General features: G+C 64.2%; 20 protein-coding genes and 1 pseudogene. 10 read left to right on the top strand and 11 right to left on the bottom strand.

Annotated features, from left to right (window positions below):
* Positions 1–10: 10 nt before the first annotated feature.
* The 4 genes from A3K89_RS07015 to A3K89_RS07000 are packed head-to-tail and all read right to left on the bottom strand — an operon-like array spanning position 11 to position 3,036.
* Positions 11–910 (bottom strand): alpha/beta hydrolase family protein, encoded by a 900-nt coding sequence (locus A3K89_RS07015; RefSeq protein WP_068423613.1) that lies wholly within the window; start codon positions 908–910, stop codon positions 11–13.
* Complete coding sequence (locus tag A3K89_RS07010) at positions 907–1,914, bottom strand: PHP domain-containing protein (protein ID WP_068423612.1); 1,008 nt, start codon at positions 1,912–1,914, stop codon at positions 907–909. The genes A3K89_RS07015 and A3K89_RS07010 overlap by 4 nt, the downstream gene beginning before the upstream one ends.
* A 4-nt stretch (positions 1,915–1,918) precedes the next feature.
* Positions 1,919–2,377, bottom strand: a complete 459-nt coding sequence (locus A3K89_RS07005) for an RDD family protein (RefSeq protein WP_068423669.1) — start codon at positions 2,375–2,377, stop codon at positions 1,919–1,921.
* A 20-nt stretch (positions 2,378–2,397) separates the two neighbouring features.
* Positions 2,398–3,036: a hypothetical protein gene (locus A3K89_RS07000; RefSeq protein WP_068423611.1), complete on the bottom strand. Its 639-nt coding sequence runs from the start codon at positions 3,034–3,036 to the stop codon at positions 2,398–2,400.
* Positions 3,037–3,141: 105 nt separating this feature from the next.
* Here A3K89_RS07000 and A3K89_RS06995 point away from each other — a divergent pair, with 105 nt between their 5' ends.
* Positions 3,142–3,828 carry a YceI family protein gene (locus A3K89_RS06995; protein WP_068423610.1) on the top strand — a complete coding sequence of 229 codons (687 nt, stop codon included), beginning with the start codon at positions 3,142–3,144 and terminating at the stop codon, positions 3,826–3,828.
* Here A3K89_RS06995 and A3K89_RS06990 read toward each other — a convergent pair.
* Entirely contained in the window at positions 3,809–4,717 is a 909-nt protein-coding gene (locus tag A3K89_RS06990) for a sterol desaturase family protein (protein WP_068423608.1), read from the bottom strand. The genes A3K89_RS06995 and A3K89_RS06990 overlap by 20 nt on opposite strands.
* A gap of 261 nt (positions 4,718–4,978) precedes the next feature.
* Between A3K89_RS06990 and A3K89_RS06985 the strand changes: the two genes are divergently transcribed.
* The 6 genes from A3K89_RS06985 to tgt all read left to right on the top strand — a co-directional run bounded on the left by A3K89_RS06985 (position 4,979) and on the right by tgt (position 13,551).
* Complete coding sequence (locus A3K89_RS06985; protein WP_068423607.1) at positions 4,979–5,434, top strand: RrF2 family transcriptional regulator; 456 nt, start codon at positions 4,979–4,981, stop codon at positions 5,432–5,434.
* A gap of 96 nt (positions 5,435–5,530) precedes the next feature.
* Positions 5,531–6,154, top strand: a complete 624-nt coding sequence (locus A3K89_RS06980) for a TetR/AcrR family transcriptional regulator (RefSeq protein ID WP_167678554.1) — start codon at positions 5,531–5,533, stop codon at positions 6,152–6,154.
* An 11-nt stretch (positions 6,155–6,165) separates the two neighbouring features.
* Positions 6,166–8,484 carry an MMPL family transporter gene (locus A3K89_RS06975; protein ID WP_068423603.1) on the top strand — a complete coding sequence of 773 codons (2,319 nt, stop codon included), beginning with the start codon at positions 6,166–6,168 and terminating at the stop codon, positions 8,482–8,484.
* 81 nt (positions 8,485–8,565) lie between these two features.
* Positions 8,566–10,296, top strand: coding sequence for an ABC transporter ATP-binding protein (locus A3K89_RS06970; protein ID WP_068423601.1), 1,731 nt, complete (start codon positions 8,566–8,568; stop codon positions 10,294–10,296).
* Positions 10,293–12,242, top strand: coding sequence for an ABC transporter ATP-binding protein (locus tag A3K89_RS06965; protein WP_068423600.1), 1,950 nt, complete (start codon positions 10,293–10,295; stop codon positions 12,240–12,242). The genes A3K89_RS06970 and A3K89_RS06965 overlap by 4 nt, the downstream gene beginning before the upstream one ends.
* A 55-nt stretch (positions 12,243–12,297) precedes the next feature.
* The gene (tgt, locus tag A3K89_RS06960) at positions 12,298–13,551 is read left to right on the top strand and encodes a tRNA guanosine(34) transglycosylase Tgt (RefSeq protein ID WP_068423597.1); all 1,254 of its coding nucleotides are present in this window, start codon (positions 12,298–12,300) and stop codon (positions 13,549–13,551) included.
* On the opposite strand, the gene A3K89_RS06955 is transcribed toward tgt, so the two are convergent.
* The 5 genes from A3K89_RS06955 to A3K89_RS06935 form a co-directional block, all read right to left on the bottom strand.
* Positions 13,548–14,771, bottom strand: coding sequence for a hypothetical protein (locus A3K89_RS06955; RefSeq protein WP_068423595.1), 1,224 nt, complete (start codon positions 14,769–14,771; stop codon positions 13,548–13,550). The genes tgt and A3K89_RS06955 overlap by 4 nt on opposite strands.
* A 98-nt stretch (positions 14,772–14,869) precedes the next feature.
* Positions 14,870–15,619, bottom strand: a complete 750-nt coding sequence (locus tag A3K89_RS06950) for a queuosine precursor transporter (RefSeq protein ID WP_206031216.1) — start codon at positions 15,617–15,619, stop codon at positions 14,870–14,872.
* Positions 15,620–15,657: 38 nt separating this feature from the next.
* Complete coding sequence (gene gluQRS / locus A3K89_RS06945; protein ID WP_068423593.1) at positions 15,658–16,545, bottom strand: tRNA glutamyl-Q(34) synthetase GluQRS; 888 nt, start codon at positions 16,543–16,545, stop codon at positions 15,658–15,660.
* A gap of 65 nt (positions 16,546–16,610) precedes the next feature.
* Positions 16,611–17,354: an SDR family NAD(P)-dependent oxidoreductase gene (locus tag A3K89_RS06940; RefSeq protein WP_068423592.1), complete on the bottom strand. Its 744-nt coding sequence runs from the start codon at positions 17,352–17,354 to the stop codon at positions 16,611–16,613.
* A gap of 10 nt (positions 17,355–17,364) precedes the next feature.
* Complete coding sequence (locus A3K89_RS06935; RefSeq protein ID WP_068423589.1) at positions 17,365–18,858, bottom strand: class I adenylate-forming enzyme family protein; 1,494 nt, start codon at positions 18,856–18,858, stop codon at positions 17,365–17,367.
* Positions 18,859–18,991: 133 nt separating this feature from the next.
* On the opposite strand from A3K89_RS06935, the pseudogene A3K89_RS06930 reads away from it, so the two are divergent.
* Positions 18,992–19,806 (top strand): annotated as a pseudogene (locus tag A3K89_RS06930) (LysR family transcriptional regulator).
* A 2-nt stretch (positions 19,807–19,808) separates the two neighbouring features.
* On the opposite strand, the gene A3K89_RS06925 reads toward A3K89_RS06930, so the two are convergent.
* Positions 19,809–20,951, bottom strand: coding sequence for a PucR family transcriptional regulator (locus A3K89_RS06925; protein ID WP_068423588.1), 1,143 nt, complete (start codon positions 20,949–20,951; stop codon positions 19,809–19,811).
* Positions 20,952–21,073: 122 nt separating this feature from the next.
* Between A3K89_RS06925 and A3K89_RS06920 the strand changes: the two genes are divergently transcribed.
* Positions 21,074–22,129, top strand: a complete 1,056-nt coding sequence (locus tag A3K89_RS06920) for an NAD-dependent epimerase/dehydratase family protein (RefSeq protein ID WP_206031217.1) — start codon at positions 21,074–21,076, stop codon at positions 22,127–22,129.
* Positions 22,129–22,884, top strand: coding sequence for a hypothetical protein (locus tag A3K89_RS06915; RefSeq protein ID WP_068423587.1), 756 nt, complete (start codon positions 22,129–22,131; stop codon positions 22,882–22,884). The genes A3K89_RS06920 and A3K89_RS06915 overlap by 1 nt, the downstream gene beginning before the upstream one ends.

The following is a 22,884-nucleotide window of genomic DNA, read 5'->3' as shown; positions in this document are numbered from 1 at the left end:
ACCAGACAGGTCAACCGAGCGTCGCGGCGTGTTCGGTGATGGTGTCGACGGCCGTCGTCCAGGCAACGGACCCCGAATGCACGAAGTCGTCGTGACCGACGCCCGGCAGAACCGTCAGCTCGGCGGGGTCGCCTGCGGCCCGGGCCGCATCGACGTACACCGTGCTCTGGTTCACCGACACCGTTTTGTCGCTGTCACCGTGCAGCGCGGACACGCGGACGTCGATGGGCAGATGGTCGATAGGCGACGCGACGCGGTAGCGATCGGGCACCTGGTCCGGCATGCCACCGAGGAACGCGGGCACGAATCTGTCGCCGCCGATGGTCGCCGCGCGCGCCATGTCGTACACGCCTGCCATGATCGTCGCGCTCTTCGGCGTCACGCGTGGCTGTGCTCCCGGAGCCGACGCCGGAAGCGTGTGCCGACCCGCGAGCCACGCCGCCAGCTGACCGCCCGCGGAATGACCGGCGACATGCACTCGGTCGAGATCGAGGCGGCCACCTGCGGCCTCCTGGACGGTCGTCGCCAATGCTTCGGTGGCGTTGTCGACGTCGGCGAGTGTGTCGGCCCAATTACCGGTTCCGCGCCGATATTCGATGTTCCACACCGCAATTCCCTGATCGGCGACGGCCTGCGAGATCGGTGCGAAGTACGACGAGCCCAAGGCCTTCTGCCACCCGCCGCCGTGCACCATCACGACGACGGGAAGCGAGTCGGCATCGTTGTCCGGCAGGTAGAGATCGCCGACGTTGTCCGCGTCCGGTCCGTAGAGCAGCCGCATCGCGGGACCGGACTCGGCCGGAACGAGCGCGGGGGAGGGCGCGGGCGTGTGGGTGGGCGTCGGTGCTGCGGGCGACGCGCAGCCGGAGGCAAGAACGACGAGGGCAATGAGAAGTTTTCGCGCCGTCAACGGTCACCTGTCCACTCGAGCAGTTTCTCGACGGGCCACGTGTTGACGATTCGGTCAGCGGGCACACCTCTGTCCTCGGCGCGGACGCAGCCGTAGCCCTGCCAATCGAGCTGGCCTGGGGCGTGGGCATCGGTGTCGATGGAGAACAGACAACCGCGCTCGAGCGCGAGATCGATGAGGCGTTCCGGCGGGTCCTGACGCTCGGGCCGCGCATTGATCTCGACGGCCGTTCCATATTGCCTGCAGCCCTCGAAGACCACGTCCGCGTCGAATGTCGATTCGGGTCGCGTACCGCGTCCACCGGTGACGAGCCTGCCTGTGCAGTGTCCGAGCACGTCGACATGAGGATTCGCGACGGCATTCACCATCCGTCGCGTCATCGTGTCCGAGTCCGCGCGTAGCTTCGAATGCACGCTCGCCACAACGATATCCAGCTCGGCGAGCAGGCCCTCGTCCTGATCGAGACTGCCGTCGTCGAGGATGTCGACCTCGATCCCGGTCAGTATCCGGAACGGCGCGAGTTGCTCGTTCAGTTCGGCGATGACGTCCAGCTGTTCCCTGAGTCGCTCGGCGCTGAGTCCGTTGGCGACGGTGAGCCGCGGTGAATGGTCTGTGAGAGCACAGTATTCGTGCCCGAGCTCCTTGGCCGTGCGCATCATCTCGTCGATCGGGCTGCCGCCGTCGGACCAGTTCGAATGTGTGTGCAGATCACCCCTCAGTGCCGCCCGCAGATTGTTCTCGCCGATCGGCTCGGCCTCTGCGCGCTTCTCGGCCAGGTAGTCCGGAACGTCGCCCGCCAGCGCCTGCCTGATGATCAGGGACGTCTTGGCTCCGATGCCCGGTAGCGCCGACCACGAATCGGACTTCGCGCGCTCGGAACGTTGTGCAGCACTCAGGTTTTCGACGACGTCGGCCGCTCGCCGGTATGCCTTGACGCGATGCGTGTCCGCGCGTGAGCGTTCGAGCCAGTAGGCGATCTCGCGGAGGGCTTCGATCGGGTCCATGTCTCTATTGTCCAGTAGCGGTGTGCGGATCGACCATGCCGGTGTTCGGTTGCCAGTCGTAGACGACCGATGTGCGCAACACGATGTCCTGCAGGGAGCGTCGGCGTCGGTCCACCGCCACCCACAGCAGGCCGAAGCCGAAGACGACGCACAGGAACGCACGGAGTGCGGCCGCGGGCCATCGCAGCAGGCCGTGACGTCGGCTGATCAACCGAACCCCCATCATGGTCGCTCCGACCGTGCGACCCGTCGTCGCCCAGCACAGCGTCAGGTATCCGATGGCGATGCAGACGAAGAGTGTCACCGACATGAGTACGGCGGGCGATCTGAAACTGAGCGATTGCGGATCGAACAGCAACTGCACGAACACCGCTCCGACGTACACCGACCCCATCAGCACGGCGACCACGGCCAGATCGACGACGGCAGCCACCCCGCGGGTCACGACGCCGGCCGGACGCATGTCCTCGGCGCGCGGGAGTGTCACGTGGTCACCTCACGCCCTGGCTCGCGACCGAAGAGCTTGCCGACGAAGTGAGATACCGCGTCGTCGGCCTGCATTCCGGTGCTGCGGACGCCTCGCACAGCTTCTGCCGACAGCGAGCCCGTCGACTCACGCATGATCTCGGGCAGGTCGACTCCGTCGATGACGAAGTTGGCGAGCGCGATCAGATCGACGCGCGCAATGGCACCGTCGAGGTCGACGCGGGCAACCTGTCGATCCAGATCGACGGTGTCGACGACGGCGTCCAGATCTATCCGATCGATGACGGCGTCGACGTCGACGCGTCGGATTGCCGCGTCGAGATCCACCTGCGCGGCGGCCTTGTCCAGGTCGACGCCTTCGATGACGGCATCGATGTCGACGTTGTCGCGGATCAGCTGCGTCAGATCGATCTCCTCGAGCGCAGTGGCGACGACCTTGACGACGACAGCCCGCAGAACGGCGTCGGCGAGGGCGGTGGCGGCCACGACCGTGCGCTCGCCGCGGGCCGAGACCGTCCGAAGGCGAGCGCCGACCACCGGCAGTCGGCCGAGAGCGCGAACGGCCCCGCGGGTGGCGTCGGCCGCCACCGCCACCGTTCCCACGGCCAGGGACACGAGATGGACGTCGTCCGGCACTGTTTCACCTTAGTGCGGCGGCGCCGCGCAGCCGCACGCTTTCTCAGGAAGTTGACAGCTGTTGACCCTCCCTTTGACTTGAAGGTGCAACTAGCATTGGCGGCCATGACGAAGAAATGGTGGATAGCAGGCGCAGCGGTCGTCGTGATCGCACTCGCTGCGTTTTTCGGACCGAAGATCTACGCGTCCTTCCAGGGTGACGACGCCCCTGCGGCGACCGTCTCCACGTCGGGTGCGCAAGCGGCGACGACGGACGATCTGAATGGATCATGGACCATCGTGCCCGGCGACGCGTCGAACACGACAGCGGCGGGCTATACCGTCGACGAGGTTCTGAACGGATCCGACGTGACCGTGGTCGGTTCGACGACCGAGGTCAGCGGTGACGTGACCATCGCCGACAACGAGTTGACCGAGGGTGAAGTCGTCGTGCAGACCAACTCGATCACCACCGACAGCGACCGACGGGACAATCAGTTCCGCGGCAACATCTTCGACACCGCGACGTACCCGACGGCGACGTTCACGTTCACCTCGCCGGTCGACCTGTCGTCGGTTCCGAAGGACGGCACCGTGACGACGGTGAAGGCCGACGGCACCCTGACGCTGAAGGACCAGACGCGTCCGGTGTCCGTCGATATCGAGGTGCTGCAGTCCGGTGACATGCTGATCGCGTCGGGAAGCATTCCGACGACGTGGGCCGACTACGGAATCCAGCCACCATCACTGGGATTCGTCACCGTCGAGGATTCGGGAACCGTGGACTTCCTGATCAACCTGAACTCGAACTAGTTTCCTTCCGTCTCGGCCTGCTCGGAGTCCACCCCGGCGGGCCGAGGACGAAACCGAACCGTTCACGCCACGACCGCGATGCCGCTACATCCCTTGCGATGGAGCGGTATTCGTGTGTCTGGAGCGTCCAGATGTTGTACGTGTCCACCGGTTTCGTCAGGCCGTAGTGGGGGCGTTCGATCTCGTCGGCGTACGTCCCGAACATCCGGTCCCAGATGATGAAGATGCCGGCGTAGTTCTTGTCGAGGTACTGCGGGTCGCGTCCGTGATGCACGCGGTGATGCGACGGTGTGTTGAAGACGAATTCGATTGCGCGCGGAAGCTTGTCGATCCGCTCGGTGTGCACCCAGAACTGATAGACCAGGTTGATCGAAAAGCCGACGAACACCATCCACGGCGGAATTCCCAAGAGCGGCAACGGAAGCCACATGACGATCTCGCCGCTGTTGTTCCACTTCTGACGCAGAGCAGTACTGAAGTTGAAGTATTCGCTCGAATGATGAGCTTGATGCGTCGCCCAGATGATCCGGGTTCGGTGCGCGATGCGGTGGTACGTGTAGAACAGCACGTCGACGCCGACGATCAGAATCACCCACGTGTACCAGGCGTCGGCAGGCAGATGCCACGGAGCGACGTAGGCGTACAGCGCCGAATATGCGACGAGGGCGAGCGTCTTCCAGCCAGTCGTCGTGGCAATCGACACGAGACCCATGCTGACGCTGGCGCGTGCGTCCGAACCCTTGTAGCTGCCGCGTTCGCCTTCCTCGAGTTTGGCCGCCGCGAACCATTCGATGGCCAGCAGCACGACGAACGCGGGGATCGCCAGAGCGACGGGGTCACGCAGCGGCTCGGGTAACGAGTTCCATGCTGAACTGATCCACTCGAACATCCGACCGCACCCCTCTTGCGTAACACTTGGGGTCTCAGTGTAACGCTTTGTTGTGAGCTAGGCCATAGGCTGGGCTGGGCTGGGCTCGGGTCGGGGCGCGGGTCGGAGCGCGCGGCGGGCCGGACCGAATGTGGCTTTCCGGTCACTCTGAGTGACCACAGGTGACATTCGGTCGGTCCGGGGAGGGGGAGGGGCAACAAAATTGGCCTATTCCCTACCAAAGTGGTAGGAATTAACGAAAGCCCGTCGAAGGAGATTGCCGTGCACATTACCGCCAAGGCGGACTATGCCGTACGCACTCTGCTCGAGCTTGCGGCCAACGAGGGCGCCCCCGGCAAGGCCGAGGCGCTGGCGGGTGCGCAGAACATTCCGCACAAGTTCCTGGAATCGGTGCTGTCGGATCTGCGTCGAGCCGATCTCGTCCGCAGCCGACGCGGCCCCGACGGCGGATACTGGCTGGCCCGCCCACCCGCAGAGATTTCCGTCGCCGATGTCGTCCGGGCCGTGGAGGGTCCGCTCGCGTCGGTACGCGGTCAGCGTCCGGAGGATGTCGAATATCCCGGGCCTGCCGAGCCGCTGCGGCTTGTCTGGCTTGCGGTCCGGGCGAATCTGCGTGCTGTGCTGGAGGAAGTGTCGCTGGCCGACATCGTCGACGAGCATCTTCCGTCCTTCGTTCACGACCTGACCAGCGATCCGGGGGCGTGGGCTCGACGGTGACCGGTGACACAGTGTTCACCCCACTGTGTCGCACCCGACAGAACTGCACGTTCGTGCAATATTGCAGAACTCTGCACTTTCCGTACTTTGGAATGCGTGACCAATCATCCCCCCGGCCTTCGTGATCAGAAGAAGGCAGCCACGAGAGACGCTCTCGGTCTCGCGGCCTTGAACCTCGCCAAGGTTCGAGGCCTGGATGCGGTCACCGCGGATGCCATCGCCGCCGAGGCGGGGGTGTCCACGCGTACGTTCCACAACTATTTCGCCAACAAAGAAGAAGCCGTTCTGCATCACGTCGAGGCTTCTGCGCTGGAATGGTTCGAGATGCTGCGTGCACGGCCGTCGGACGAGCCGCTCTGGGACTCGCTACGGCACGTCGGCGTCGCGATGGTGACCGACCCGGACAAAGACCTGGCCGAGACCTTCGCCGTCGCACAGCTCATCGAATCCAACCCCAGCGTCATGGCACGCAAGTTGGAAGTTCATCGCTCGCTGACCCGGGTACTCGGAGAAGCGATTGCCGAACGCACCGGCACCGACGTCGACCACGACCTCTATCCGAACCTGGTGCAAATGTCGGTAGGTGGAGCCGTCGCGGCAGCTCTGACCATCTGGACCAACGACCCCACAGGAGCTCTGTCGCCCCAACAGCTAGTCGAGGACGCATTCGACCAACTGCAGGCCGGACTCCCGGACCCGCGCGAACCGAAAACCAACTGAGGAGCCGTCACGTGGCCACCTATCTCTATCGAATCGGAAAGTTCGCCTACCGGCGAAAAGGCATCGTCCTGGGTCTGTGGCTCGCGATTCTCGTGCTCGCGGGCGTCGGCGCGAGCACGTTGTCCGGACCCACCGCCAACTCGTTCAACATCCCGGGCACACCTGCTCAGGAGGCGCTCGACCTGCAGAGCGAGCGCTTCGGACAGGTCGAGGATCCGCTGAGCGCCGTCTCCGCCCAGTACGTCTTCGGCGCTCCCGACGGCCAGTCGCTCGACACTCCCGAGTACACCGCGGCCATGGACGCGACGATCGCGGAGATCGACAAGATCGGTGACGTCGACGCCTCCGCGAAGCCCGGTGGCCAGCAGCCTTTGGTCAACCCCGTCGTCGGCAACACGGGGATCGTCGAGCAGTACAACCAGCTCGCGCAGCAGGACGGAACCCCTCCCGACGTGGCGGCCGCCAATGCCGCAGCGTTGTCGCCGCTCAGCCCGAACGGGCAGATCGGCACGCTCGACGTCCCGATCTCGGTCGAGCTGGCCGACGTCACCGACGAACTGCGCACCCAGCTCGACGAAGCTGCCCAGCCCGCCCGCGACGCCGGATTGACCGTCGAGCTCGGCGGTACCGTCGCGCAGAACGCGTCGCCGCCGGGCGGGACGTCGGAACTCGTCGGCCTCGCCGTCGCTGCCGTCGTACTGCTCATCATGTTCGGATCCGCCGTCGCCGCAGCACTGCCGCTCATCACCGCGATCGTCGGTATCGGCATCAGCAGCCTCGCCATCACGACCGCGTCCGGTTTCGCGGATCTGTCGACCTTCACGCCGATCCTCGCGATCATGATCGGCCTGGCCGTCGCCATCGACTACTCGCTGTTCATCCTCGCCCGATACCGGCACGAGCTGACGCTCACCGACGACCGCGAGGAAGCCGTCGGACGCTCGGTGGGAACGGCAGGTTCGGCCGTCGTCTTCGCCGGTGCGACCGTGCTCATCGCACTCGTCGCGTTGCGCGTCGTCGGCATTCCGTTCCTGTCCCAGATGGGTTACGCGGCCGGCTTCGCGGTGTTCATCGCCGTTCTCATCGCACTGACGTTCCTGCCCGCACTCCTCGGCCTGTTCAAGGGCAAGGCGTTCGGCGGCAAGATCAAGTTCGTCAACACCGCCGATCCCGAGGATCCGAAGGCTCCCGCCACGAACGGCCTCCGGTGGGCCCGAGCACTCGTCAAGCGTCCTGCGATCGGACTCATCGGCGGCGTTGTTCTCCTCGCCGTCATCGCGGGTCCGACCACCGGCCTGTCGCTCGCACTGCCGAGCATCGCCACCTCCGACCCGTCGACGTCGGTCCGCAAGGCCTACGACCTCGTCGAAGAAGGCTTCGGTCCCGGCAAGAACGGCCCACTGCTCGTCATCGCCGACGGCAGCGAAGCGCCGGAAGCCGATCGGACGGCAGGCTTCGCCAAGCTGGTCGAGTCGATCTCCGCCGAGGACGACGTCACCAACGCGCAGATCATCGCGGTCAACGAGGCGGGGGACACCGCACAGATCCTCGTGACACCGTCGAGTGAGCCGAACAGCGACGCGACCAAGAATCTCGTCGCCAACCTTCGCGATGCCGAATCCGGTTTCGCCGAGGCGAACAACGTGTCGTACGGCGTCACGGGTCAGACCGCGCTCGAACTCGACGTGTCGGAGAGACTGCAGGATGCTCTCGCGCCGTACCTTGCGGTCGTCGTCGGTCTCGCGTTCCTGCTGCTGATGCTGGTGTTCCGCTCGATCCTGGTTCCGTTGACGGCGACTCTCGGCTTCCTGCTCAGCGTGCTCGCCACGTTCGGTGCGACGGTGTTCATCTTCCAGGAAGGCGGATTGGGTCTGATCAGCAATCCGCAGCCGATCGTCAGCTTCATGCCGATCTTCCTGATCGGTGTCGTCTTCGGACTTGCGATGGACTACCAGGTTTTCCTGGTCTCGCGCATGCGTGAGGAGTACGTCCACGGCACGCCGGCGAAGGAGGCCGTCGTCAACGGTTTCAAGTACGGCGCCCGCGTGGTGACGTCGGCCGCGGTCATCATGATCTCCGTCTTCGCGGCGTTCATGGCCGAACCCGACTCGTTCATCAAGTCGATCGGTTTCGCCCTCGCGGCGGCTGTCTTCTTCGACGCGTTCGTCGTGCGTATGGTCATCATCCCGTCGGTCATGGCGCTCATGGGCGACAAGGCGTGGTGGCTGCCGAAGTGGCTGGACAAGATCCTGCCCGACGTCGACATCGAAGGCGCGAAGCTCGCCAAGGCAGAACCGAAGCGGGACGAGGAAGAGACGGTCAGGGCCTGACGTGCAGACGGCCGGAGATTCTCGTTCACCCGCGAAAACGTGGAGACTGTTTGACATGTGTACGAGTAATCTTCGGCCATCATGCTGATCCCCCTGCTCAAGACGTATCTGGCTCCGTACAAGCGGGCGATCGCAGCATTGATCGCTCTGCAGTTCGTGGCCACGGCGGCCGCGCTGTATCTGCCGAGCCTCAACGCCGACATCATCGACAACGGTGTGACGCGCGGCGACACCAACTACATCCTCTCCACCGGTGGATGGATGCTCGTGGTGTCGCTCGTGCAGATCGTCTGCTCGGTCTCCGCCGTCCTGATCGGCGCGAAATCTGCGATGGGCGCCGGACGCGATCTGCGCAAGGCGATTCTGCATCGCGTCGGAACCTTCTCGGCTCGCGAGGTCGGCCAGTTCGGTGCGCCGTCGCTGATCACTCGGAACACCAACGACGTGCAGCAGGTGCAGCTGCTGATCGTCATGGGATTCACCATCGTCGTCATGGCCCCGATCATGTGTGTCGGCGGCGTCGTGATGGCGTTGCGTGAAGACCTGGGCCTGTCCTGGGTCCTGCTCGTCGCAGTCCCCGGCCTCGCACTCTCCATGGGTCTCATCATCGTCCGCATGGTGCCGGGTTTCCGTGCGATGCAGGTGCGCATCGACGCCGTCAACCGCGTTCTGCGCGAACAGATCACCGGCATCCGCGTCGTCCGTGCATTCGTACGCGAACGCTTCGAGATCGACCGCTTCGGAGTTGCCAACGACGATCTGACGCAGGCGGCTCTGCGGGTCGGACGCCTGATGGCGTTGATGTTCCCGACGGTCATGCTCATCAGCAACGTCACCAGCGTCGCCGTGATCTGGTTCGGTGGCCACGCGATAAACAACGGCACGATGGAAATCGGTTCGCTCACCGCACTTCTCAGCTACATCATGCTGATTCTGATGTCGGTCATGATGGCGTCGTTCATCGCGATGATGGTTCCGCGCGCGTCGGTGTGCGCTGACCGTATCAGCGAGGTGCTGTCCACCGAGTCGTCTGTGGTGCTGCCGTCGTCACCCAAGCCGTTCGTGACGACGCCGGGCCTCGTCGAACTCCGGCATGCCGAGTTCTCTTTCCCCGGCGCCGAATTCCCGGTCCTGTGCGGCGTCGACTTCGTTGCCGAGCCGGGCAAGGTGACCGCCGTCATCGGCGGCACCGGATCGGGCAAGTCGACACTGATCAATCTGATTCCGCGTCTGATCGACGTCACCGCGGGCCAGGTCCTGGTCGGGGGCACCGACATTCGAGACCTGGACGTCGACGAACTGCGCAGCCACATCGGGCTCATCCCGCAGAAACCGTATCTGTTCTCCGGAACCATCGCGTCGAATCTGCGCTACGGAAAACCCGACGCCACCGACGACGAACTGTGGGAGGCGCTGGAGATCGCTCAGGCCGCCGACTTCGTCCGCAAGATGCCGGAAGGCCTGGAAACGGCCGTCTCGCAGGGAGGTACGACAGTGTCCGGTGGTCAACGCCAGCGTCTGGCCATCGCCAGGGCTCTCGTGCGGCGCCCCAGCATCTATCTGTTCGACGACTCGTTCTCCGCGCTCGACCTGACCACCGACTCGAAGCTTCGCGCGGCGTTGAAACCCGTCATCGCCGACGCCTGCATGATCGTTGTCGCCCAACGTGTCTCGACCATCGTCGACGCCGATCAGATTCTCGTTCTCGACGACGGCAAACCCGTCGGACTCGGGACGCACGAACATCTGCTCGCGACGTGCCCGACGTACGCCGAGATCGTCGACTCCCAGCACGCGGTGGCGGCGTCATGACCAAGCCCGCTACCAAGCCGTCGGAAGCTCCCGCCGCGCCGGCCGCCCCCGCCCCTGCGGGCAGACCTGCGGGGAACGCGCCCGGCACCAGGGCGCTTCACTTCAAGGCGTCGTTCGTCCGGCTGTTGAAGAAGCTCGCACCCGAACGTGTTCGACTCGTCGCCGTGTTGCTGTTCGCCATCGCGAGCGTGGTTCTCTCGGTCGCGGCACCGAGCATCCTCGGCCATGCGACGAACTTGATCTTCAACGGCGTCGTCGGGAATCAACTGCCGCCGGGTGTTTCGAAAGAACAAGCCGTCGACAGTCTTCGCGCCGACGGTCAGAACACCTTCGCCGACATGGTCGCCGGAATGGACGTCACCCCCGGCGTCGGAATCGACTTCTCGGCCGTCGGAAACGTTCTGTTGCTCGTCCTCGGGTTGTATGTGCTGTCGTCGCTGCTCGCCTGGGCGCAGGCGTACATTCTGAACATCGCGCTGCAGAGGACCATTCGACGCCTTCGCGGTGAGATCGAACGCAAGGTGCATCGACTTCCGTTGTCCTACTTCGACTCGCGTACCCGTGGTGAGTTGCTGAGCCGCGTCACCAACGACGTCGACAATGTCTCGACGAGTCTTCAGCAGACGTTGAGTCAGCTCGTCACCGGCGTTCTGACGGTGTTCGGAATTCTCGGCATGATGATCTGGATCTCGCCGCTGCTCGCTCTGGTTGCGGTACTGACGGTTCCGGCGTCGCTGGTCGTCACCGCCATGATCGCCAAGAGGTCGCAGCCACACTTCATCAACCAGTGGAAGCACACCGGACGGCTCAACGGGCAGATCGAGGAGACCTACACCGGGCACGAGATCGTCAAGGCATTCGGACGTCAGGCCGAGGTCGAGCGCGAGTTCGGCGAACGAAACGACAGCCTCTTCGAGTCGAGCTTCCGGGCGCAGTTCATCTCCGGAATGATCATGCCGACCATCATGTTTCTCGGGAACGTCAACTACGTGATCATCGCCGTCGTCGGTGGCCTGCGGGTGGCGTCGGGCACGCTGAGTCTCGGTGAGGTGCAGGCGTTCATCCAGTATTCGCGTCAGTTCACTCAGCCGCTGACGCAGATCGGGTCGATGGTGAACCTCGTGCAGTCCGGCGTCGCGTCGGCCGAGCGGATATTCGACCTGCTCGATGCCGACGACGAGGAGCCGGATCCGGCCAAGACTATCGTGCCCGTCGCCAACTGCGGACGCGTCGAGTTCGAGAACGTCTCGTTCCGCTACCGCGAGGATCAGCCGCTCATCGAGAACCTGTCGCTGGTGGCCCAGCCGGGCCATCTCGTCGCGATCGTCGGACCCACCGGCGCAGGCAAGACGACGCTCGTGAACCTGATCATGCGGTTCTACGACATCGACTCAGGACGCATCACCATCGACCACGTCGATACTCGAGACATGTCGCGCGACGAACTACGCGAACGCACGGGCATGGTGCTGCAGGACACCTGGCTGTTCGGCGGCACCATTCGGGACAACATCGCGTACGGCGATCCGGATGCCACCGAGGAAGAAATTCTCGAGGCCGCCCGCGTCAGCTACGTCGACAAGTTCGTGCATTCGCTGCCCGACGGGTACGACACGATCATCGACGAAGAAGGCAACAACGTCAGCGCCGGTGAGAAGCAGCTCATCACGATCGCGCGGGCGTTCCTCGCGAAGCCGATGATCCTGATTCTCGACGAGGCCACCAGTTCCGTCGACACCCGCACCGAGCTGCTCGTGCAGCAGGCCACCGCGGCGCTGCGCAACGACCGCACGAGTTTCGTCATCGCTCACCGACTCTCGACCATCCGCGATGCAGACCTCATCGTCGTCATGGAGGACGGTCACATCGTCGAGCAGGGCGATCACGATTCGCTCGTCTCGGCAGGCGGTGCGTACCACCGGTTGTATGCGTCGCAGTTCAGTTAGGCGGCTTCGCCGCACGTGAGCAGAAATGTGTAGCCCGCTACACATTTCTGCTCACATGCGCGTAGCGCCTAAGGTTGTGCCGGTGAGCGCTCCGAACGACCCCTTCTTCAGCATCGGCACCCGGATCGAGGATCGTCTGGGCCGGACGGGCACCATCCACACGCCGCACGGTGACATCGCGACGCCCGCGTTCATCGCCGTCGGAACCAAGGCGACGGTCAAAGCTGTGCTGCCGGAGGCGATGAAGGAACTCGGCGCGCAGGCCGTACTCGCCAACGCGTATCACCTGTATCTGCAGCCGGGCCCGGACATCGTCGACGAAGCAGGTGGTCTCGGCAAGTTCATGAACTGGGACGGCCCGACGTTCACCGACAGCGGCGGATTCCAGGTCATGTCGCTCGGCGTCGGATTCAAGAAGGTCATCTCGATGGATGCGAGTCGCGTCGAATCCGACGACGTCATCGCCGAGGGCAAGGAACGTCTCGCGCATGTCGACGACGACGGCGTCACCTTCAAATCGCATCTCGACGGGTCCCGGCACCGGTTCACTCCCGAGGTGTCGATGCAGATCCAGCATCAGCTGGGTGCCGACATCATGTTCGCCTTCGACGAACTGACCACGTTGATGAATACCCGTGGATACCAGGAACTGTCGGTGGACCGCACGCACGAATGGGCGAAAAGGTGTGTCGCCGAACATGAACGGTTGACGGCAGAACGCGTCGGGAAGCCTTATCAAGCTCTGTTCGGTGTCGTGCAGGGCGCGCAGTACGAGGATCTTCGACGCAAGGCGGCCAGCGGGCTCGAGACCATCGAGGGCGAGACGGGACGCGGATTCGACGGCTACGGCATCGGCGGCGCGCTCGAGAAGCAGAACCTCGGCACCATCACTCGGTGGGTGAACGAGGAACTGCCCGAGCACAAGCCGCGTCACATGCTCGGAATCAGCGAGCCCGACGACTTCTTCACCGCCATCGAGAACGGCGCCGACACCTTCGATTGCGTCAATCCCTCACGCGTGGCTCGGAATGCGGCGATCTATGTTCCGACAGGACGGTTCAACATCAACACCGCACGCTTCAAGCGTGACTTCACGCCGATCGACGAGAACTGCGATTGCTACACGTGCGCCCACTACACCAAGGCGTACATCCATCACCTCTTCAAGGCGAAGGAGATGCTGGCGTCGACGTTGTGCACCATCCACAACGAGCGATTCACCGTGAAACTCGTCGACGACATCCGTGCATCGATCGAGCAGGGTCGGTTCGAGGAGTTCAAGAAAGAATTTCTGGGCCGCTTCTACTAGGCCGGGTCGAGGTCGATCGACCAGCCGTCGTCGAAGATGTCCTGGTGGCACACCTGTGTGCCTGCGTCGAGGCACTCCTGCACCGACGACAGGTCCGGCCTCAGCGGGTAGGGCGCGGGAGTGAAATCGTGCACGACGCCGACTGCGCCTGCGACCAGACAGATCGTCGCGACGACTTTCGCGAACAGGTGACCGCGCGATCCGAGTACTGCCCACAGCAGCGTGATGCAGATGGCCGTCGGGACGAGGACGTGGCGTTGGAATGCGGTCGCCGAGCCGACCAGAGACGGCCCGTACGCGTTCACCGCCGAATAGAGCAGGACGCCGAACAGAACCCACAGGACGACGGCCGTCCGCGGAATGCACACGATCGACAGCACCGCGACAGTGCCGAGCCAGAGATACGCGGCCACCGTCAGCCACGGGTGCGGCGTTCCCACGAACACGTTCGCGTCGCCGGCGATCCAACCCCCACCGACTTTTTCACCTGCTGCCTTGACCAGCAGAACCAGAGTTCCGCCGCCCGGCGTCGAACGGCTCGACGTGAGATAGACCGACAGCTGGACTACGGCGGCGACGACCGCGACGGCCACGACGCCCGCCGACGCCGTGGTTCGACCGTTTCTCCACCAGCGCCAGACGAAGAACGGTGTGAACAGAACGATCAGGGGACCGCTGAGCCCGATCACCCCGACGGCGACAAACTCGGCGACGCGACCCCAGCGACTCCGGGGATCGGCGGAGAGGGTCAGCAGCAACAGCGAGATACCCACGACGAAGATCAGGTTGGCGATGTTGCCGTACGGCTCCCAGAGCGGCGGCATCAACGCCAGCGATGCGAACAGTCCTGCACGCAGAATCGGCGACGGTAGGAGCCACTCGAGCCGAACTGACAACGCAGGCAACAGCATCATCAGATGCACCACGATTGCCGCCCAGACGTACGCGGTGGGCGCGGCGGTCACGTCGAGTGGCTCGAACACCGCCGCGACGATCCTGGGGACGACATGCAGGTAGCCGGCGTACGGCGCGACGACGGCGCCGAGTCCGTCGTTGTGCGCGTCGGCCAGGAAGATCTGTCCGTCCTCGGCGAAGAGAGCGGCATCTCGGATCCGCGGTACTCCCCGGAGAACGAACGCCAGCGCAGCACAGACCGTGATCACCGTAGCCACCACGCGTTCGGTCGCGACCGGAGTTCGGCTGTCCTGAGCAGTCACCATGGGGAAAACCTACGTCGCACCGATCCCGGAGGCGGTCACGACATGGCGGTGACACGAAAAAGCCCCGACCATCGGGCCGGGGCTTCGTCGCGAGAGATCTAGACGGAAACGGGTTCCTGGTAGGTGGGCTCGCGCTTCTTGATGAACGCGATGACCCGGTAGGTGATGGGCATGACGAGCACCTCGACGAGCGTCTTCCAGACGAAGCCGACGATCACGTAGTTGATGAAGTCCTCCCACGTCGAGATACCGATGACGCCCGCGGCGATCGAGCAGAAGATCAGGGTGTCGAAGAATTCACCGACGATCGTCGAGCCGATCAGACGCGCCCACAGGTGCTTCTCCTTCGTGCGCTCCTTGATGGCGACGAGGACGAGCGAGTTGAGCATCTGTCCGACGAAGTAGCCGGCCAGACCTGCGAGTACCAGGCGTGGCACGACACCGACGACGGACTCGAGCGCCTCCTGGTTCTCGTAGAAGCTCGCTGCAGGCAGTTCGATCGCGATCCAGAAGCACAGGGCCGCGAGGAAGATGGAACCGAAGCCAAGGTAGATGGCGCGCCTGGTGGCCTTGAAGCCGTACACCTCGCTGAGCACGTCGCCGAGAATGTAGGCGAGCGGAAACAGGAAGAATGCGCCGTCGGTGTTGATCGGCAGGACCTGGAACGGGCCGATGAAGAAATCGCTCCCACCGAAGAAGGCGACGCCCTTGCTCGCCGTCACATTCGAGATGATCAGGGTTGCCGCGAAGAGGGCCACGATTGTCGGATAGTAACCACGGCTGACGTGCGCGAACTGCGCTACGGCGTCGGGTCTGTCTTCGGAATTCTGAGCTGTCACGTGCTTCATCCAAACACGGGAAATCCCCAGGTCCGAATCGCTGTCCTCTATGTCTCGAATATCCACGGCGTCGTGGGAAGCTTCGACGGGTCCCAGCGCGCCAGCAGGTCCGCGACGGTGACGGCCTCACCCGGCTCCGCGAGCTCCAACGACTGAGCCAACAGCGCGAGCACATCGAACGGCCCGAGCCCCATCGCAGCCTGGTCCTCGAGTGTCACGGCACCGTCGCGTTTGGCGAGCCTCTTGCCCTGCGCATTCAGCGCGAGTGGCACATGTGCGTATGTGGGCGTTGGCAATTCGAGCAGCGTCGCGAGATACGCCTGACGTGGCGACGACGTCAACAGGTCGTCACCGCGAACCACCTGGTCGATTCCCTGCTCCCCGTCGTCGACGACGACCGCCAGGTTGTACGCGGCCACGCCGTCGACGCGGCGCAGCACGAAATCGTCGACCTGGCCGTGGAACCGCCCGAGCACGACGTCGTCGATCGAGAAATCGGTCACGTCGGCGCGCAGTCGCAACGCAGGCGGACGAGTCTTCGACGCCCTCTCCTCCGCCGTCAGGGTGCGGCAGGTGCCGGGGTAGGCGCCATCGGGTGCGTGCGGGGCGGATGCAGCCTCGAGAATTTCCCGACGCGTGCAGAAACACTCGTAGGTCATCCCGGATGCGGTGAGTCGGGCGATGGCGTCGTCGTAGAGGGCCGTGCGCTCGGACTGCCTGGTGAGGGGACCGTCCCAGTCGAGGCCGATGGCCTGCAGGTCAGCGAGCTGCCGGGCTTCGGCGCCCTCGCGGACACGGTCCAGGTCCTCGATGCGCATCAAGAAATCGCGGTCGGTGGATCGCGCGAACAGCCAGGCGAGCAATGCGGTGCGCAGGTTGCCGAGATGCAGGTCGCCCGACGGGCTCGGTGCGAATCGGCCGGCTCCTGTGCTCATTTTCTCCACTCTAGATGGGCATGAGGTACCAGTCTTGCTACCGCGGAAGCGTTGTCTGCCCACCCTCAGGCAGGGACCATGCCGCCGTCGACGTGCATCGTCACTCCGGTGACGTAATCCGAGCCCTCGGAGACGAGGTACGACACCGCTGCCGCAACCTCCTCCGGCCGGCCCATCCGCGGAATCGGAATGTTCTCGACCCCGTACTCGGCTCCCGCGGCCATCGGCGACGCGATCGGTCCGGGCGCGACGACGTTGCACGTGATGCCCCACGACCCGACCTGACGGGCGATCCACCTGCTCAGGTTGATCGTCCCCGCCTTCGCCGACGCGTATGCGGCACCCGACCGGCCGCCGGAGCCGTCTGCATCCACCGGCCCGACGCCGCCCACCTTGCCCGACACCGACGCGATGTTCACGAGACGGCCGTACCCCGCAGTCTTCATGTGGGGGAACACCGCTGCCTGGCACGCAAAGGCCGTTGCGGTCAGGTTGGTGTCGATGTCGCGGTGCCACGTGTCGACGGACAGGTTCTCGAACGACTCGCGCCCGCACGTGCCGGCGCAATTTACGAGAACGTCCAGCCGACCGAAGTCGTCGCCGACGCCGCGTATGGATTTCTGCAGTCCTTCGATGTCGCGCACGTCGACGATCTTCGCTCCCGCGGCCGCGATGTCGCGGGCGGTGTCGCCGACTGCGTCCGAAATATCGAGCAGCGCAACGGAATAACCGTCTGAGATCAGGCGGGTGGCGATGCTGCGGCCGATACCCTGGGCTGCACCGGTGACGATTGCTACAGGTGTGGTCACGACGGGTCCTCTACTCTGCGATGCGGAAGCGTCGAACTTTGCCGACACTCGTTCTGGGAAGCTCGGCGATGATGTGCCACGCACGGGGACGTGCCGCCGGTGCAAGGTTCTTCGTGGCCCACTGATCGAGGTCGCACAGTTCCGGTGCGTGCGCCGCATCCTTCGGGACGACGTAGGCCACCGGAACCTTGTCCCTGATCGGATCGTCCTTCGCGACGACGGCGGCCTCGAGTACGCCCGGTGCTTGTGCGACGGCTGCTTCGACCTCGGTGAGGCTGACGTTCTCGCCCGCCACCTTGATGACGTCGTCGACCCGTCCGACGAAGCGGAGAACTCCGTCTTCCGATCGGACGAGATCGCCCGTCGCGAACCATGTTTCGTCGCCTTCGGTGCGGAAGGACTTGTTCGTCGTCGCCTCGTCGTCGAGGTAGCCCGCGAACAAGTCGACGCCGGGCGTGCCTCGGACCGACAGTTGCCCGGGCTGACCGTCTTCTGCGTCGATCCTCACCTCCCGGCCGGGGATCGGCAGGCCGATGACGTCGTGTGTCGGTTTCTCGGCGCTGTCGCAGCAGACTATCGCGACGGTCTCCGTCATTCCGTAGAGCTGACGGGGACGCGTTCCGACCAGGGTTGCGAAGTCGTCGTAGTGCTCGGCCCCGAGGCTCTGTGCGAACCAGACATGCGTCAGGCCCAGAGCCCGGTGCGAGTCGTTGCGCGCCAGGATCATTCGAATCGGCGCAGCGAAGAGGCTGGCATGCGTGACGTTCAGTTCCGCGGCGACATCGACCCATTTAGATGCCGAGAACGACTGCGTCAGAGCCACGCTCGCGCCGACGTGAATCGCGGGAGCGAAGCAGTAGTACTGGGCGTTCGCGTGGAACAGCGGAAGCGTCACGTACCAGCGGTGCCCGGCCTGGAGTGTCGACGCCTCGGCCATGCGCTGTGCGACGTTCGCGTAGCAGGCTTGCGTCAACACAACGCCTTTCGGCGTCGAGGTGGTGCCGGAGGTGAACATGACGGCAAGCGTCCGGTCCGGAGTCGGGGCGGCCGAAGGAACGGCATCACCGAGCAACGGCGAGCCGCCGGAGACGTCGGTCGCGTCCTCGGCGAGGTCGAAGACGACAGGAATCGACTCGTCCGCACCGGCGCGATAGACGTCGGAACGTGTTGTGGCGCAGACGCCGACGACGGGGCGCACACGTGATACCTGGTTCGCGATGTCCCGCGCAGCCGATGCCGGATCGACGGGGACCATCGTCGCGTCGATTCGAGCCGCCGCCAACCACAGGGCGATGAAGGCGGGGGAATTCCTCAGTGCAAGATGAATCGTCGAACCCGGCTCAACTCCGGACTCGACCAGGGTCCCGGCCACGCGGGCGACGATGGCGTCGAAGTCGCGGTAGTTCCACTCCGTCACCCTGCCGTCGTCGCCGCGGAAGACGAGGAACGTGTTGTCGGGGTGGTCACGCACGGCGGCGTTCCAGACCTCGGTGAAGGTACGCATCCTTGTCTCCTCGTTCGCTGGTGCTCACCAGCTTGGATCTGCGTGAACAGACATGCAATGACCAGTTGGGCAGAATTGGTGTGCGAAAATATGCAGTGTGTCGACGACCAGTGCAGACGACCTGTTGGTGCTGATGGAAGTGGCTCGCACGGGCAGGTTCACGCGTGCGGCCGAGACGCTGGGGCTCAACCACACCACCATTTCCCGACGCATCAAGGCGGTCGAGGTCTCGCTCGGCGGCCGTGTGCTGGTTCGAGCGACCGACGGCTGGGAGCTGACCGCGTTGGGGCACCGAGCGCTGGCGGCGGCCGAGAAGTTGCACGCCGTGCTCGCCGAGTTGCAGAAGGAACCCGGCGCAGAGCCGGTGCTTCGCGACGTCGTGCGCATGTCTGCGACCGACGCGTTCACCGCTTACATCGCGGCGCCGTCGGCGGCGCGTCTACGCGTGAAGCATCCGGAGTTGACCGTCGAGATCGTCTCGGCGACGAGAAGGGCTGCGCTGCAACGGTCCGGCCTGGACATCGAAATCGTCGTCGGCGAACCCAAGGTCCTGCGTGCCGACGCCTCGCGGCTGGGTGCGTACACGCTCGGCCTGTACGGATCCGTCGACTACCTCCAGCGCATGGGCACGCCGCGCACCCTCGACGAAGTGACCCGGCACGGCCTCGTCTACTTCATCCCGTCGATGCTGCAGGTCGACGAACTCGACGTGGGCCGGCGCTACGTTCCCGAGATGCGCGACGCGGTGACGTCCACCAACGTCTTCGCGCACGTCCAGGCCACGAAAGCGGGAGCGGGGCTCGGCCTCCTACCGACATTCATGGCCCAGACTACTGGCTCGTCACGCGCCCCGACGCCACGCGTCGCCCGGCGGTCAAGGCTCTCATCGACGAATTGCGTTCCAAGACCGAGGAAATGACCGATCCGTCGACGGGGAGTGTGGGGTAGTTTCACCGTGTCGCGAGGTACAGTTCGACGAGATCGGTGAAGACGAGCGGATTGCGGCCGGTCAATTCGTGGATCTTTCTGGCGCGCAGCGCAACGGTGTTGACGTGCACGTACATCTGCTTGGCTGCTCTCGCCTGCGACATGTTGCAGTTCGCCAGTGCGGCTATCGTCTCGAGCAGGTGAGTCGCGTCCTCGATCGGTCCGAGTCTGTCGGCGACGAATCGCTCCCGTGCCGGGACGTCATGGCCGAGCAATACGTCCAGCAGAACATCGTTGTAAAGCAACATCTTTCCGGTCATTTGCTTCCGTGATGCCACGTCCTGCACGGCGCGCGCCTGAAGATAGGAGCGATGGCCGGCCCGTAGCGTGGGCGCCGTATCCCCTACGAAGATTCCGGTGCAGTCGCCGCTCGGGTCGTTGAGCAGTGTCGTCAGGCACGCGTCGAACCGGGATGTCGAATCGGAGTCGACGGGAGCGAAAGCGATCAAACTTCCGTCGCCTTCCCAGCAGAGGACGGGCTCGATTCGGGCAGCACTCAGTTTCGTTACCATACGACGCCGAAATCGTTGCGCGAGAAGGGGTTCGGAATGCTTCGACAGTGTGAACACCACGCAGGTGTGTGCTCTACCCTGATCGACACCCAGCACGCCTGTCCAGCGTTCCGCCTCCGCGGGATCGAGCTCCCACCCGTTGGTCAGAGCAGTCGCCAATTCGGTTTCTGCGCGTCGACTGACGGCATCGATGGCCGACGACGCCTCGCGATACGCGTCGATCATCGCGTTCGTAAGAGCATCGAAACATGACAGCGCGAGTTCCGTAGGAGTGTCGCTCGAGCCGTCCCGGTGCGTGCGCAGCACGTGCAGCAACATGACGCGTTCTGTGGACCGGAACGCCTGGATGACCGACTCCAGCGGCACTCCTTGGTGTGCGCGTTGCTCGCCCAACTCACGCGCGTGCACCAATTCGTCCGGGCGCAGAGGCGTACGTCGTCGCACGCAGTCGAGGACCACGACGACATTCATTCGAACGAAGTGGTCGAGCTCGACCCGATCGAACACGTTGCTCGTGTAGCCGCGATAGGTGTTCCAGATGAGCTGGACGGCCTCGTCGACCAGGTCGTCGACAGATCGTTCCGTGGTGGCCATTCGTACAGCATACTGTGGGAATCACACAGTATTCTGCTGGCATCGCTAGGGAATGGCCTGGTTTTGCATCGCTCGAATGTGTATCACGATGTATGGCGTAGGTCACAACGAGAGGACATGATGTGAGCATCGTGCAGGACACGCCCCAGCAGACTGCGTCGTACGACGGCGTCGATGCGATCGAGAACGCACTTGCCGAACCGACCCGGGGGCTGATCGAGGCGATGCCATCGATCGACGGCGACATCGTCGTCTTGGGGGTGGGAGGCAAAGTCGGACCCAGTGTCGCCGTCATGGCCAAGCGTGCCGCGGAGGCTGCAGGAATAGACAAGCGAATCTACGGCGTAGCACGCTTCAGCGATCCGCACAGTCGCGAATTCCTCGAGAACAACGGAGTCGAGTGCGTCGCCGCAGATTTGACGGACGACGACCAGCTGTCGGCGCTGCCGGACGCGTCGAATGTCATCTTCATGGCAGGCAACAAGTTCGGCACCACCGGCAACGAGTCGTTCACGTGGGCCATGAATTCGTACCTGCCAGGGCGTGTCGCAAACCGCTACCGCGACAGTCGAATCGTCGCATTCTCGACGCTCGTCGCCTATCCGCTTGCCGACGTCGCCACCGGTGGCTCCCGTGAATCGGACCCGGTCGGGCCCATCGGTGAGTACGCCGCCTCGTGCGTCGGTCGCGAACGCGTATTCGAGCATCACTCACTGAAATTCGGTACGCCATTGCTGATCTTCCGGCTGGGCTATTCGATCGAGACGCGGTACGGCGTCCTGCAGGAGATCGCGCAGGCGGTCAAGGACGGGACCGAGATTCCACTGGAGATGGGTCACGCGAGCGTCATCTGGCAGCGAGACGTCGCGGACTACGCCATCCGCTCGCTCACGTTGGCGAGTTCGCCGCCGCGTCGACTCAATATCACCGGGCCCGAGATCGTCTCGATTCGTTGGCTCGCGCACAGGTTCGGTGAAATCCTCGGCAAGGAACCACGTTTCACCGGCTCCGAGACCGGGACGTCCTACGTCATGGACGGTTCGTCGATACAGTCCGAGTTCGGTTTTCCGTCCACGACACTGTCCACGATGATCGACTCGGTCGCAGCGTGGGTCGCCGAGGGCGGGGCTCTCCTCGGCAAGCCCACCAAGTTCCAACAGCGTCAGGGCCAGTTCTGATGACAACGTTCGCGCCGAGCGTTGCCGACGGCACGGTCGATACTGCCGTAGCGGAAGGCGCGCTGATGAACGTCATCGCCGTCGATCGCGACGACGTTTCCGAGTTCGACGATTGGTACTCGCGGGAACATTTCCCGGAACGATTGTCGGTCACCGGATTCAGGAATGCGCGGCGGTTCGTCGAACACCCCGATCGCGGGAACGATCTCGTCGAATACTTCTCGATCTACGTGACCGACTCGGTGGACGTGTTGACCAGCGAGGAGTACCTCGCCGCTCTCGATTCGCCGACTGTTCGCACCACGCAGGCAGTCGGGCTCTTCCGTGAGAACGAGCGTACCGTCGGAAATTTGCGTTATCGCAACGGAATCGGACGGACCGGTCAGGTTCTTCTCGGCCGCATCACGTGCGACGGTCGAGACCGAACCGCACTTAGCCGTCGCATCTGCGAGATCGCCGCATCGGCCGTCGTCGACGGATCTGCGGAAGGCGTCGCGGTGTACGAGACAGACGCGGTCGCCGCGTCTGCGAAGAACAACACGGCAGAAGGAAGAGCTGCAGGTAGTCCGGGTCTCACCGACGACGCGCCCGGCACGATATTCCTGATCGTCGACCAGCACGGGTCGGTACAGCCGCCTACTGTGCATACTCTCCGTACGGCGGTGGAGGGAACCGGCGCAACAGTTCGTTGGTCGACATACCGGTTGGTCAGCGAACAGGCCGCCCCCCGTTCCGTCAGCACAGAACAGGACTGA

Origin of the sequence: Rhodococcoides kyotonense, assembly GCF_001645385.1 — a bacterium.
Taxonomy (GTDB): domain Bacteria; phylum Actinomycetota; class Actinomycetes; order Mycobacteriales; family Mycobacteriaceae; genus Rhodococcoides; species Rhodococcoides kyotonensis_B.
Note: the sequence above shows the minus strand (reverse complement) of the source record. Positions and strands in the feature narration are given on the sequence as shown.

Excerpts from the sequence above, each read along its gene's own strand:
- A3K89_RS07010 (WP_068423612.1), bottom strand. The coding sequence starts at position 1,914 with ATGGACCCGATCGAAGCCCTCCGCGAGATCGCCTACTGGCTCGAACGC.
- A3K89_RS07005 (WP_068423669.1), bottom strand. The coding sequence starts at position 2,377 with ATGCGTCCGGCCGGCGTCGTGACCCGCGGGGTGGCTGCCGTCGTCGAT.
- A3K89_RS06995 (WP_068423610.1), top strand. The coding sequence starts at position 3,142 with ATGACGAAGAAATGGTGGATAGCAGGCGCAGCGGTCGTCGTGATCGCA.
- A3K89_RS06990 (WP_068423608.1), bottom strand. The coding sequence starts at position 4,717 with ATGTTCGAGTGGATCAGTTCAGCATGGAACTCGTTACCCGAGCCGCTG.
- A3K89_RS06970 (WP_068423601.1), top strand. The coding sequence starts at position 8,566 with ATGCTGATCCCCCTGCTCAAGACGTATCTGGCTCCGTACAAGCGGGCG.
- A3K89_RS06965 (WP_068423600.1), top strand. The coding sequence starts at position 10,293 with ATGACCAAGCCCGCTACCAAGCCGTCGGAAGCTCCCGCCGCGCCGGCC.
- tgt (WP_068423597.1), top strand. The coding sequence starts at position 12,298 with ATGCGCGTAGCGCCTAAGGTTGTGCCGGTGAGCGCTCCGAACGACCCC.
- A3K89_RS06955 (WP_068423595.1), bottom strand. The coding sequence starts at position 14,771 with ATGGTGACTGCTCAGGACAGCCGAACTCCGGTCGCGACCGAACGCGTG.
- A3K89_RS06950 (WP_206031216.1), bottom strand. The coding sequence starts at position 15,619 with ATGAAGCACGTGACAGCTCAGAATTCCGAAGACAGACCCGACGCCGTA.
- gluQRS (WP_068423593.1), bottom strand. The coding sequence starts at position 16,545 with ATGAGCACAGGAGCCGGCCGATTCGCACCGAGCCCGTCGGGCGACCTG.
- A3K89_RS06935 (WP_068423589.1), bottom strand. The coding sequence starts at position 18,858 with ATGCGTACCTTCACCGAGGTCTGGAACGCCGCCGTGCGTGACCACCCC.
- A3K89_RS06925 (WP_068423588.1), bottom strand. The coding sequence starts at position 20,951 with ATGGCCACCACGGAACGATCTGTCGACGACCTGGTCGACGAGGCCGTC.
- A3K89_RS06915 (WP_068423587.1), top strand. The coding sequence starts at position 22,129 with ATGACAACGTTCGCGCCGAGCGTTGCCGACGGCACGGTCGATACTGCC.